The 12474-nt window shown below is 36.7% G+C and carries 19 protein-coding genes; 3 read left to right on the top strand and 16 right to left on the bottom strand.

Going from position 1 to position 12474, the window contains the following annotated elements; all coding sequences use genetic code 11:
- Positions 1 to 18: 18 nt before the first annotated feature.
- On the top strand, positions 19 to 114 hold the full coding sequence (locus ACZ76X_RS12455) for a YjcZ family sporulation protein (protein WP_000510194.1): 96 nt from the start codon (positions 19 to 21) through the stop codon (positions 112 to 114).
- 97 nt (positions 115 to 211) lie between these two features.
- Entirely contained in the window at positions 212 to 730 is a 519-nt protein-coding gene (locus ACZ76X_RS12450; protein WP_479850597.1) for a DUF309 domain-containing protein, read from the top strand.
- Between the two features lie 20 nt (positions 731 to 750).
- Here ACZ76X_RS12450 and ribT read toward each other — a convergent pair whose 3' ends face one another.
- The 3 genes from ribT to ACZ76X_RS12435 form a co-directional block, all read right to left on the bottom strand.
- Complete coding sequence (gene ribT, locus ACZ76X_RS12445; RefSeq protein ID WP_000908397.1) at positions 751 to 1119, bottom strand: GNAT family N-acetyltransferase RibT; 369 nt, start codon at positions 1117 to 1119, stop codon at positions 751 to 753.
- A 67-nt stretch (positions 1120 to 1186) separates the two neighbouring features.
- Positions 1187 to 1369, bottom strand: coding sequence for a hypothetical protein (locus ACZ76X_RS12440; RefSeq protein WP_479850596.1), 183 nt, complete (start codon positions 1367 to 1369; stop codon positions 1187 to 1189).
- Between the two features lie 216 nt (positions 1370 to 1585).
- On the bottom strand, positions 1586 to 2023 hold the full coding sequence (locus ACZ76X_RS12435; protein WP_000853783.1) for a peptidylprolyl isomerase: 438 nt from the start codon (positions 2021 to 2023) through the stop codon (positions 1586 to 1588).
- Positions 2024 to 2210: 187 nt separating this feature from the next.
- Between ACZ76X_RS12435 and ACZ76X_RS12430 the strand changes: the two genes are divergently transcribed.
- Complete coding sequence (locus ACZ76X_RS12430; RefSeq protein ID WP_000850502.1) at positions 2211 to 3077, top strand: DUF1002 domain-containing protein; 867 nt, start codon at positions 2211 to 2213, stop codon at positions 3075 to 3077.
- 30 nt (positions 3078 to 3107) lie between these two features.
- Here ACZ76X_RS12430 and ACZ76X_RS12425 read toward each other — a convergent pair whose 3' ends face one another.
- The 13 genes from ACZ76X_RS12425 to spoIIAA form a co-directional block, all read right to left on the bottom strand.
- Complete coding sequence (locus tag ACZ76X_RS12425) at positions 3108 to 3911, bottom strand: Cof-type HAD-IIB family hydrolase (protein ID WP_479850595.1); 804 nt, start codon at positions 3909 to 3911, stop codon at positions 3108 to 3110.
- A 97-nt stretch (positions 3912 to 4008) separates the two neighbouring features.
- Complete coding sequence (gene spoVAF / locus ACZ76X_RS12420) at positions 4009 to 5481, bottom strand: spore germination protein SpoVAF (RefSeq protein WP_000165587.1); 1473 nt, start codon at positions 5479 to 5481, stop codon at positions 4009 to 4011.
- Positions 5468 to 6037, bottom strand: a complete 570-nt coding sequence (gene spoVAEA, locus ACZ76X_RS12415) for a stage V sporulation protein SpoVABEA (protein ID WP_048530877.1) — start codon at positions 6035 to 6037, stop codon at positions 5468 to 5470. The genes spoVAF and spoVAEA overlap by 14 nt, the downstream gene beginning before the upstream one ends.
- A 5-nt stretch (positions 6038 to 6042) precedes the next feature.
- On the bottom strand, positions 6043 to 6393 hold the full coding sequence (gene spoVAE, locus ACZ76X_RS12410) for a stage V sporulation protein AE (RefSeq protein WP_101164696.1): 351 nt from the start codon (positions 6391 to 6393) through the stop codon (positions 6043 to 6045).
- Positions 6394 to 6396: 3 nt separating this feature from the next.
- Positions 6397 to 7413, bottom strand: a complete 1017-nt coding sequence (gene spoVAD / locus ACZ76X_RS12405) for a stage V sporulation protein AD (protein ID WP_479850594.1) — start codon at positions 7411 to 7413, stop codon at positions 6397 to 6399.
- Positions 7414 to 7426: 13 nt separating this feature from the next.
- Positions 7427 to 7885 carry a stage V sporulation protein AC gene (gene spoVAC / locus ACZ76X_RS12400; protein ID WP_479850593.1) on the bottom strand — a complete coding sequence of 153 codons (459 nt, stop codon included), beginning with the start codon at positions 7883 to 7885 and terminating at the stop codon, positions 7427 to 7429.
- A gap of 14 nt (positions 7886 to 7899) precedes the next feature.
- Positions 7900 to 8316, bottom strand: coding sequence for a stage V sporulation protein SpoVAB (gene spoVAB / locus ACZ76X_RS12395; protein ID WP_479850744.1), 417 nt, complete (start codon positions 8314 to 8316; stop codon positions 7900 to 7902).
- Positions 8309 to 8929: a stage V sporulation protein SpoVAA gene (spoVAA, locus tag ACZ76X_RS12390; RefSeq protein ID WP_098667417.1), complete on the bottom strand. Its 621-nt coding sequence runs from the start codon at positions 8927 to 8929 to the stop codon at positions 8309 to 8311. Before spoVAA ends, spoVAB begins: the two co-directional genes overlap by 8 nt.
- Positions 8930 to 9046: 117 nt before the next feature.
- Positions 9047 to 9145, bottom strand: coding sequence for a methionine/alanine import family NSS transporter small subunit (locus tag ACZ76X_RS12385; protein ID WP_000016826.1), 99 nt, complete (start codon positions 9143 to 9145; stop codon positions 9047 to 9049).
- Complete coding sequence (locus ACZ76X_RS12380; RefSeq protein WP_071757340.1) at positions 9145 to 10671, bottom strand: sodium-dependent transporter; 1527 nt, start codon at positions 10669 to 10671, stop codon at positions 9145 to 9147. Before ACZ76X_RS12380 ends, ACZ76X_RS12385 begins: the two co-directional genes overlap by 1 nt.
- Before the next feature lie 133 nt (positions 10672 to 10804).
- Positions 10805 to 11563 carry an RNA polymerase sporulation sigma factor SigF gene (gene sigF, locus ACZ76X_RS12375; protein ID WP_000350734.1) on the bottom strand — a complete coding sequence of 253 codons (759 nt, stop codon included), beginning with the start codon at positions 11561 to 11563 and terminating at the stop codon, positions 10805 to 10807.
- A gap of 12 nt (positions 11564 to 11575) precedes the next feature.
- Positions 11576 to 12016 carry an anti-sigma F factor gene (gene spoIIAB, locus ACZ76X_RS12370; RefSeq protein ID WP_001243399.1) on the bottom strand — a complete coding sequence of 147 codons (441 nt, stop codon included), beginning with the start codon at positions 12014 to 12016 and terminating at the stop codon, positions 11576 to 11578.
- Positions 12017 to 12367: an anti-sigma F factor antagonist gene (gene spoIIAA, locus ACZ76X_RS12365; RefSeq protein ID WP_048530890.1), complete on the bottom strand. Its 351-nt coding sequence runs from the start codon at positions 12365 to 12367 to the stop codon at positions 12017 to 12019.
- Between the last annotated feature and the right edge of the window lie 107 nt (positions 12368 to 12474).

Genomic DNA, 12474 nt, shown 5'->3' with positions numbered 1-12474 from the left:
GTAGGAGGTCAAAAAACTATGGGTCACGTTGATTGCGGTTTTAGCGGTGGGTTCGCATTACTTGTTGTATTGTTTATTTTACTAATTATTGTAGGGGCAGCTTGCTTCTGCTAATATGAACAATAACGACTAGGGAAAACTCCCTAGTCGTTTATTGTTCATGTTTCTATGATACACTTGTATTTATAACCGTTAAACAGGGGTGAAGAGAATGTATCCTACCGAATACATACAATTTTTAATTCATTTTCACGGAGATTATGATTATTTTGAATGTCACGAAATACTAGAAGAATATTGGAAAACGAAACCAAGAGGAAATCGTGACAATTACTTAGTCGGTCTCATTCAAATTGCAGTTTCTTTATACCACCAAAGACGCTCTAACTGGAATGGCGCAGAGAAGATGATGAAAAGCGCCATAACGATTTTAGAAAAAAACAATGAACCTTTACTACATTTAGGAATCAATCAGGCACAACTTCTATCTTTACTTAAGGATAGATTACAATCTATACAGAAAGAAGTAGGGTTTACACCATTATTTTTACCATTATCAGATACTGCATTAGAAAAGCACTGCATGGAATTATGTCAGAAACAAAATCTCCCTTGGAAAGACGTGAATGCTACTTCTAATGAATTTATAATACATAAGCACACATTACGTGATCGAACAGAAGTCATCGCTGAACGAAACGAACAATTACAAAAAAGAAAGCAGAGATAATAAACTACTTATCTCTGCTTTCACGAATGTATATTTTGTTCAAGCCCTTTACACTTTTTGCAAAAACTTGCTGTTTGCTCATTTCCGCAAATTGTAAACTCAAGAAATTTACTCTTTAACTCTTGAACCATCTTCGTCCCAATACCCATATGACGGTGAGACGGGTTCACACTCAAATGTTGAATTTCTAAAACTTGATTTTCTTTTTTTACAATCCCCATTATCCCAACAAAATCTTCGTTTTGTTTCCACAAATACAATTGCCAATCATCCTTTGCTTCATAATCTTTCATAGTCAATTGTAATGTTTTCACATCTTTTTCTGTTGGCATAAATGAAAGAAGCCCCATTGCAATCTTTTCATAACTTTTTTTAAAACGAATTAACATAACCCTTATCCCTTCTTACAAAAGTTACAAACTATTAATCCCCTCAACCTCTCTTTTCATATCACATTCATTTTACAATATTTTCAACAGAGTGAGAAGGGCTTAAAGCAACTTGATAATCATACAAAGCGAAAAGAAGAAAGTCAAATATATGTTTCAGTACTATTTTTTCTAAGTAGATAAAAGAAGAAACGCTGTTATATAAAAGTGAAAAGACACATCCACCGCTCATTATCACTTCACAATTCATCACCTTAGAGCAAATGAATTCTAGCAACATTAATGTAAAAAATATTTATTGAAACATGTAATCTAATGTATTCTATGTAATTTGGTAAAATTTTGTTCTCATAAGCGACATATTTTCACTACAATAACAGTATTACTTGTATCATGCACTGCAAACAAAATACCATTCCTATCAAAAAAACAAAAAAGAGAGCAATAGCTCTCTTTCCTCATTAACTTATTCTTCCCAAACTTTAACTTCTTTCATTACATCACCTTGACGCATGTTTAATACCGTTTCAATACCGCTTGTTGCTTTACCGAATACAGTATGTACACCATCTAAATGCGGTTGTGGCTCATGAACGATAAAGAATTGGCTACCACCTGTGTTACGGCCAGCATGAGCCATAGAAAGTGATCCTACAAGGTGTCTATGAGGATTTCCATCAGTTTCACATGGGATAGAGTAACCTGGGCCACCTGCACCTGTTCCTGTTGGATCTCCACCTTGGCTTACGAAGCCAGGAATAACGCGGTGGAATGTCACACCATCATAAAATCCTTGCTCTGCTAGTTTTTTAAAGTTTTCTACTGTTTTTGGTGCCTCTTCTGGGAAAAATTCTAAATCGATTTTTTCACCATTTTCCATTAATATGTATCCTAAAGTTTTCATATGTATATGTCTCCTTTCAACTATCTCAGCACTATATTACCACATTCATGACTAGAAACAAAAAGAATCCGACAATCTACATACTTCTTTTTTGAAATGTGGAAAAAGCTAGGTGACAAATAAGAAATATATACTATAATAACTGTGTTGCCCGAAAATTTTAGAAAGAGAAAGGGAGCGATTTTTCGTGAAAACGAAATTACTAGCTCTGCTATTAGCTGTAGCTGTATTTATTATGCCAACAGCTTCGTTTGCAGACATCATCGAGGGAGAATCAATTGTTACACTAGGAGAAAACTTGTCTGAACAACAAAAACAAGATCTGTTAAAAGAAATGAAAGCACCAAAAGATGCTACAATCATTACTGTGTCTAATGCGGAAGAACATAAATTTCTAGAAGGGATTGTTCCAAAAGCGCAAATTGGTACAAGAGCAATTTCCTCTTCTATGATCACATACACAAAGCCAGGATCTGGCCTTATTGTACGTTCAAAAAATATTAATTCAATAACAGATGCGATGTACACAAACGCACTTATTACAGCAGGTGTGAAAGATGCAGAAATTCAAATTACTGCACCATTTAAAGTTTCAGGAACTGCTGCTTTAACCGGTTTAATGAAAGCCTATGAGACAACATCGAACAAAGCAATTCCTGAGGAAGTAAAAAAAGTAGCCAATGAAGAAATGGTGCAAACATCCCAGCTCGGCGATAAAATTGGTGAAGAAAAAGCAGTTCAACTTGTTGCAAAAATCAAAGAAGAAATTGCCAAAGAGCAACCAAAAACGACTGAAGATTTACGTTCATTAATAAAAAAAATTGCGGACCAACTTGGTATTACATTAACGGATGAACAGTTAGATAACTTAGTTGCGCTATTTGATAAAATGAAAAATCTTAATATCGATTGGAATCAAGTTGGCAGTCAGTTAAATAAAGCAAAAGAACACGTTTCTGCCTTTTTAGGATCTGAAGAAGGGCAAAGTTTCCTAGATAAAGTGAAAGATTTCTTCTCAAGTATCATTGATTTTGTTAAATCGTTATTCAAGTAAAAAGAAGCTCGTCACTGACGAGCTTCTTTTTTATACAAGTAACGGTAATTTCATAATAGCTTCTTCAACTGAACGAACAATATGATTTGCCTTCTCCTTCACATATGGATGAGCATGGTGCAAAGTAAATGAATGCGGGGTTACTTCAAACATAGAAATATCATTGAAAGAATCTCCAATGCATGCAACCTCATTTGCTTCAATTTGCAAATGTTCCATTAGTCGCCTTAAAGCATTCCCTTTACTTACTCCCCTTGGCATAATGTCAACATAACGTTTACCAGACATAAAAACTTCCGCTTCACTCTGAAATGTATCTCGTAATTCTTGATCTAACGCTGCAATTGTCTCTTCTTCCCCAAAAACAAACAATTTCGCAGGATGTACAGTCTTACCAAATTCCTCTTCTAATGCTTCAATCTCAGCAATATGCACGCCCATATACGTTTCAAAATTATGATGATGTTCATTCTTTCTTTTTGTATACCGTTGCTCATTTGCACAAACAATATCTGCTAGTCCCTTTTTATGAATATATCGATATATTTCCTGGGCAATGCCATCTTCAAAACTTGATTCATAAAATATTTTTCCATCCGGCAGCAACATCGTCGCTCCATTTAAACTCGTTGTGTAATATGGGAATGCAAACCTATTTACGACTTCATCAATTCGATGAGTAAAACGGCCAGAGGCAAAACAAATATTTGTCCCTTTTTCAGCTAACCAACAAAGTGCACGTTCATCTTCTTTTTGCATATGATTCACATTGTAAACGAGCGTGTCATCTAAATCACTTACAAATAATTTAATCATGTCCTCTTCCCCTTCCATACACAATATCTACTCTAAGTTTACATGAAAAATGTTTGATTTTTGTTAAAAAACAATAAATTTTCGCTAAAAAAAATAAACGGGTGTATACTCCCGTTTATTTTTGTCTTTTTACATTTTGAGGTCTTACGATACTTGGTCGTACTTTTAAACTAGACATCGTTGGACGGAGTAGAATTTTTGTTAATGCGCCCCAATCAAATGGTAAAAACGGCCATAAATAAGGTGTTTGTAAACTTTTTATAGACGTTAAAAATAAAATCAATATCGTCATACCAATTACAAATCCCATCTCATGGAAGAGACCTGTCAAAATAATAACAAACAATTTTCCAACCTTATTTCCGAGTCCCAATTCATAACTCGGTGTTGCATATGCCCCGATCATAGAAACCGCAACATACAAAATAACTTCTGGTACAAACAAACCTACATCGATTGCTATTTGACCAATTAATATGGCGGAAATCAACCCTGCTGCAGACGATAACGGCGTTGGAGTATGAATGGCTGCCATCCTTAAAAACTCAAGTCCGACCTCTGCCATTATCACCTGTAATAAAATTGGTAAATGTGTCATCTTAGTCGGTCCAATAAAAGCAAGATTTTCTGGTAAAAGAGTTGGGTCAAATACAAACACTAACCAAAATGGTAGTAAAAACAAGGAGAATAAAACACCTAAAAAGCGTACCCAGCGTAAAAATGTCCCAACAGCTGGATTTTGTCTAAACTCTTCTGCATGCTGTAAATGATGGAAATATGTTGTTGGCGTAATCATAGCACTCGGTGATGTATCAACTAGTACTAGCACATGCCCTTCCAATAGATGGTTTGCCGCTACATCCGGTCTTTCTGTATACCGAATAAGCGGGAATGGGTTATAGCTTTGCTTTACAACAAATTCTTCCACTGTTTTATCCGCCATCGTAATGCCATCGACATCGATGTTATTTAATTCTTGTTTTATAATCTTTACTAAATCTGGATTTGCAACATCTTGTACATATGTAATACAAATATCCGTTTGTGATCTATCCCCTACTCGAATAATTTCATTTCGAAGACGTGGATCTCGAATTCTCCTACGAATTAATGCCGTATTTACAACGATATTTTCAACAAATCCATCCCTCGCACCGCGTACTACTTTTTCAGTATCTGGCTCTGTCGGTGTTCGCCCTGGATAACTACGAACATCTATCGCAAATGCTTCTGTTTCGCCTTCCACGAATATAATAATAAGCCCTGATAGTGCTTGAACCATTACCTCATCCATCGTTTTCACTTTACTTACTTGCTGATGAATTAAACGATTCTCTAAGAGCTTTACTGTATCTTCTTCAACATCCCGAATTTCATTTGTATCCACAGCTTCTTCTAAAATAGGAATGATATAATTTGTATCACAAAGTCCATTTACGAATAACACGGCAATTTCTTTATTCAAAATTTGAAATTTACGAATACCAACATCAAATGTAACGCCTAATCCAACCGTTTGTTTTAAATAATTTTCATTGTCACTTATGAAAGTTGAAATAGGGATATCTATTTTTTTAGGCTTCGTCATAGAATCCACTCCTTTCCAAAATTAACTGAATTGCTTTTTTCGTAATTGGTGATCCTCTCTCCCATTCATCGTTTCCACACATCTTCCCAATATCACCAATTCCAACGATAACAGGCACATTCAAATCGTCTAAACAATAAATTGTATCTCCGCTAATTCTGCCAATTTCACCATCTGGAAGTCCAAATTTATCAACACCATATTCCGTTAAATTCCCATTCCGATCTACATTTACATCTACGCGTGCCCATTCCCAATGATGTGTATTAGACGCTACTGCCAAAATCCCAAGTACATCAATTTGTTTATGCGTAGCTACATATTTTAAAGCTTTTTCACCAGATCCTTCTCCAATAAATCCACTGTCGTCAAACATGACAAATACAGGGTCATATGGCGTTTGCATAATAAGCTCAACAACTTTCTTCCCTGTCAATTTGGTTGGATTACTTTGTGACGCCGAAATACACCTTCCCCCAAATTCCTTCGTTAAAAGCTCAATTGTTCGCTTTGCATATTCATCTCCATCTGTGACCAAAATAACCCTTCGTCTCATTTGATTTATCCTTTCGGTTTACATATAATTGCTACAAAAAACGAAAATAATATCGCTGCAGAAATGCCTGCAGACGTTAAACTAAACATACCTATACCAATCCCTATATATCCGTGTTTTTCTGCCGCATGCATTGCTCCGTGTAATAGGGAATGTCCAAAACTTGTAATAGGAACTGTCGCACCAGCACCAGCAAACTTTATAAGCTTATCGTACAATCCGAATCCATCTAACACTGCTCCTATGACTACAAAGGTAGCCATCAAATGGGCTGGTGTTAACTTTGCGAAATCTAATAATATTTGTCCAATGACACAAATAGCGCCTCCTACAAGAAATGCATATATAAAATCCACAATTCACTCTCCCTTCACTCTCTCAAATACGACACCATGCGCAATCGTTGGAATTGTTTCTTTCTGCTGCATCATCATCGGACTTAATAACGCGCCAGTAGCAACAACAAAAATTCGTTGTAAGTTCCCTTTTTGCATCTCTCTTAATAAATAACCATATGTGACAACAGCTGAACAAGCACAACCACTACCTCCGGCAAATACTTCTTCTTGACCGGAATCATAAATCATTAATCCGCAATCATTATATATATGCCCAATATCATAACCTTCTTCTAGCAACAGTTGTTTCGCGATTGGTGTCCCAATAGCTGATAAATCACCGGTAACAATCAAATCATAATCATTGGCACTTCTCTTCAAATCTTCAAAATGTTGCTGAATTGTATGAGCAGCGGCCGGCGCCATCGCCGACCCCATATCTAAAGGATTCGCAATTCCTAAATCTTGCACTTTTCCAATCGTAGCTGCCGTAATCTTAATGGCACTTTTTTCTTTACTAATTAATATGGATCCCGCACCTGTAACAGTCGAATTTGCTGTTCCTGGTTTTTGTCCTCCATACTCGGTTGGATAACGGAACTGTCTTTCAGCCGTTGCATTATGACTACTTACCGTCGCTAAAACACGATTTGCAAATCCACCGTCAATAAAGGCTGCTCCGACCGCTAAAGTCTCCATCGAAGTCGCACAAGCGCTAAACATCCCTAAAAAGGGAATCTCCCACTTACGCGCAACATAATTTGCTGTCACTGTTTGATTTAATAAATCACCCGCTAAAAAGAAATCAATTTGTGATGTTTTGACATTTCCTTTTTCCAAAACTTGTTGAATCGAATCTGACATTAATCTTCGTTCAGCAAGCTCCCAGTTTTCCTCTCCGCAATGTAAATCATCATATGAAATATCAAAATCCTTTCCAAGAGGGCCTTCAGCTTCTTTTGGACCAACAGCAGTACCGGTTGCATTCACATAAATATCATTTTGAAATACCCACGTTTGTTTTCCTGTCAACCTCATATTAGCCCCTCCTTTAAGACATAAAAATTTTAAACGTATATCTTATTAACCCAATAACGTATGCCCCAACGACCCCAAAAACGATAACGCTTCCCGCTAGCTTAAACATGTTTGTAGCAATCCCTAGCACAATGCCTTCACTCTTATGTTCTAGCGCAGCGCTCGCCATAGAATTCGCAAATCCCGTAACAGGTACGGCCGATCCAGCTCCAGCAAATTGACCGATTTTATCATATACACCACAACCTGTTAAAATCGCCGATACTAATACAAGAGTTGCAACCGTCGGGTTTCCTGCCTCTTGTTCACTGAAATGAAAATAATGTATATAAAATTTCATCAATACTTCCCCGATTGTACAAATGAGTCCACCTACAAAAAATGCCTTCACACAATTTATGAAATAATTTGGTTTCGGATGGTACTCCTTCACTTTATTTACGTAATCATCCTTTAGTTTTCGCCCTGTCATTTATATATCGCCTCCTACTTTACGAAATAAATCCAGTGAAACAACGAGCCTATTACTTTCCCAAGTACAAGAGCAACGAGTAAAACAACAATCTTCCCCTCTACTCCTACTCGTTTCGCTAAAATAGGTAAAACATTTAATACTTCTGTTAATGCTGCTGCCAGCATTCCAATAAATGTGCCACAAAATATACCTAATATAACAAGCCAATATTGCGATGTTTGAAATGTAATGTTTTTCAAACTACACCAAGCCCCTGTTAACGTACCTGCAATAACTGCCCACTCAAAATATTGAATGTGCTTTCCACTTCTCGTTAATTGAGCTAGCCGAGGGATTATACCAAGTACAGCTAAAAATGCGACATATCCGCTACCTACTGCAATTCCTCCCGCTAAACCAATTAGAACAACAAATCCAGACTCAATCATCGGCAAGTTGTTTCATATTGTCCTTGTTTTCATGAACAATTACATATTGGTCAAGTGATTGCTGGTATTGGAACATCTCCACTTCTAACGGACTCGGCTCTTCATTAATTCGCTTTTGAAATACATGATTAAAAAATAAGACCATACCTAACCCAAGACCTAACGAATATGGAATTTGAAATAAAAGTGGTTGCGCCTTAAATTCTCCCGTAATCATGTAATATAAACGTTGGTGTACTTGTTGCATACTTACATCTTCATGAAAATAAATGATCGCAAGAGCGGCTCCAATGAAAAGTAACAACCATACAAGTCCGAAGAAAATCGGATGTACTTTCTTTTTTTCATATATAATTTCAACAAGAGTTTGTCCAGAACCGAGTAAATTAATTTGTATATCGGCTGCTTTCCTTTGAATAATTTCAATTATTTTCATCACATCAATTACAACGTGCGTCTTATCATGCGCTGTTATTTTGTAAACTATCTCATCCTGTAACGACTGAACTACAAGAGCATCTCCTGCAAGTTGAGCAACATCACTCAGCTTTACTTCATATGTAGGAGAAACTTTTAATCGATTACGCATTTTAATATAAATTGTTTGTTCCAATTTTCATTCACCTCTTCACTCTTCCTCGTAGTTGTAGTATGGTTATTGAATTTTTTTCTAATACAATTTTTTCATAAAAAAACATCTGTACCATTTCGGTACAGATGTTTTTTTAGTTTATGCCTTTTTCTTAAATAAATTTGCAATACTTAATGCGAGTCCTCCCCAAATGACTACAATACCAATAACCATCATCATAATCGCTGATCCACTCATTATGAAACACCCCGATCTTTCCATTCTTTTTCAAGCTTAGCAGAATCTGAATGTATTTGTGCATCCCATTTCTTTAGACTAATGATTAGCGCAACGATAAGGAACGCTGCTGCAATTGACCAACCATACGTTACGACAAACTCTGTTGGATAATCTCCGTAGTTCTTTTTAATATTTTGGATTGTACCGTCAATTAACATGTATCCTAACATAAGCGGAGTAATAACGAGTAAACTTACTCTCCAAAACGTGCCCAACTTAATATCAGATACGAAGTTTGCGTGATTTTGATAAACTGGTAAACGGCGTAAAATGAGCCCTATTGTAACTACTTCCGCTAATGCAATTGTAATTAACCCGAAGTTATTAGCGAAATAATCAACAACATCTAGGAACATAAGCCCGCCACGTGTTGCAAAAACAAGAGAAACTAGCACGAGAAGCGTCCCCATAATTCCAATTGTTTTTTGGCGGCTTAAGCTAAACTTTTCAGATACGGCAGCAAAACATACTTCCGCAAGTGAAATGAGAGATGTAATCCCTGCAACCGTTAATGATAAGAAAAATAATACGCCAAATAACGGTGACATCGGTAATTCATTAATAATTTGCGGGAATACTACGAACGCAAGCCCTACACCAGCACTTGCTACTTTATCAACCGGTACTCCCATATTGTTTGCCATAAATCCAAGAGCTGCAAAGACCCCAATCCCTGCTAATAATTCAAAACCTGAGTTTGCAAAACCAGTAATAAAAGCGTTATTTGTTGTATCCGAATTTTTTGGTAAATAACTAGAATACGTAATCATAATTCCAAATGCTAAAGATAAACTAAAGAAAATTTGACCATAAGCAGCAAGCCATACTTTCCCATCAAAAATACGACTCCAATCTGGTTTAAAGAATGCATCTAATCCTTGCATTGCACCTTCCATCGTCACTGCACGAACTACGATAATAAGGAACATAACAACTAGTAAAGGAATGAAAATGCGGTTAACCACTTCAATTCCTTTTTTAACTCCTTTAAATGCTACACCGAGTACAATAATCCAAACGAGAGCTAACGGAATTAATACTTCCGGTACGAGCCCTCCAAACTGCCCCGGCTTATCAGCAACATGCAAATACTCTTTAAATAAAAATGTTTGCGTGTCTTTCCCCCACGCTCCAGTAATTGAAAAATACGTATACGAAATAGACCAAGCAATAATTACTGCATAATATGTTGAAACGATAAACGTTACACACATTTGCCACCATCCGATGAATTCAGCACGCGGACTAATACGGAAGAACGTAAGTGGCGCGGAACCACGATGACGATGCCCAAGAGCAAATTCAAACGCCAATAATGAAATACCAGTCGTTAATAATGCGAATAAGTACGGTAAAAAGAACGCGCCTCCCCCATTTTCATACGCTGTATAAGGAAAACGCCATATGTTTCCTAATCCAACGGCAGAGCCGACCGCTGCGAAAATAAATCCAGCCCTCGTTCCCCATTGTTGCCTCGTTTCCATATTTCCTTCCCCCTTTGTGACAAGTTCATACTTGGATTATATTTTAAATTTACTAAATTATCAATAAATTCTGTTAATTTTTACGAAAGTTTACAATCTCCTCCTATTAAAGACATAAAAAAAGATCGAATAGCTATTCATCTATTCGATCTTTCATCTGTTTTAATATTTTCTTTTCAAGTCTTGAAACTTGCACTTGCGAAATGCCTATACGTTCTGCTACTTCTGATTGGGTTTGATCTTTATAGTAGCGTAAATACACAATTAAACGTTCTCGCTCATCTAATTCTCTAATTGCTTCTTTTAAAGCAATTTTATCAAACCATTTCGTTTCAGATTGATCTGCAATTTGATCTAAAATAGTAATCGGATCCCCGTCGTTTTCATACACCGTTTCATGTATGGATGAAGGAGCTCGACTCGCTTCTTGCGCCAGAACCACTTCCTCTGGCGTTAGTTCTAACGCTTCGGCTACTTCATTAATCGTTGGGGCCCTTCCGAATTCTTTCGAAAGCTCGTCTCTCATCTTTCGAATTTTATTTCCTGTTTCTTTTAAAGATCTACTTACTTTCACCGATCCATCGTCACGTAAAAACCGCTGTATTTCCCCAATAATCATTGGAACTGCATATGTTGAAAATTTCACGTCGAAAGATAAATCAAATTTATCTACCGATTTTAAGAGCCCAATACATCCAATTTGAAATAAATCGTCCGGTTCGTATCCTCGATTAAGAAAACGCTGCACAACCGACCATACGAGACGCATATTACTTTGAACGATTGTATCTCTCGCTTGTTGATCTCCATCTTGACTTTGTTGAATTAACGCTTTTAGCTCGTGGTCCTTTAACTGAGGTTTCTTCTTCTCATTTTTGACCTCTATGTCCATAGGCTATTCTCCTTAATTGCATAGAGCGTTACTATTTGATAAGTATTTTGTCAAATGGATTGTTGTCCCGAAAGATTCGTTTGAAATAACTTCTACTTCATCCATAAAATTTTCCATGATAGTAAATCCCATTCCGGAACGCTCTAATTCAGGTTTAGTTGTAAAAAGGGGTTGCCTTGCTTCATCTAAATCAAAGATGCCAATCCCTTCATCTCGAATCGTGAGTTTCACCATTGCTTCTTCCAAAATTACAGAAATATAAACAACACCTTCTGCATTTCCTTCGTACCCATGAATAATTGCATTTGTAACTGCTTCTGACACAACTGTTTTAATCTCCGTAAGTTCTTCCATCGTTGGGTCTAATTGCGCAATGAAAGCAGCTACTGTAACGCGAGCGAACGATTCATTTTGACTTAATGCTGAAAATTGAAGGTTCATTTCATTTCTCATTTATGCCACCCCCAACGTCGCGAGCGCATGCGCTTCACTTTCTTCTAAACGAACAATTTTAAATAAGCCCGACATTTCAAATAAACGTTTAACAGGCGGTGAAATTGCACAAACAACCATTTCTCCACCTAATCCCTTTACATGCTTATATCGGCCTAATATAACACCTAAACCAGAACTATCCATAAAGGATAAATTCTCTAGGCTCAAAACAATATGATGAACACCACGTGTCTCAATCATATCTGTTACTTTCGTTCGCAACTCTTCAGCAGTATGATGATCTAATTCACCCGCTAATCTCACACATAGGACGTCACGTTTTACTTCTAATTGCATGGAAAGACTCACACGATTTCCTCCTTATGCTCAAACTTTACTCATTTACATACATAAAGATTTTCGTGATACAACACAAGAATCCTTCCTACTGACAAAAGAAGAACTATTTCGCCATA

Source organism: Bacillus sp. BC05(2025) (assembly GCF_056725905.1).
This window is presented reverse-complemented; position numbering and strand designations above follow the sequence as displayed.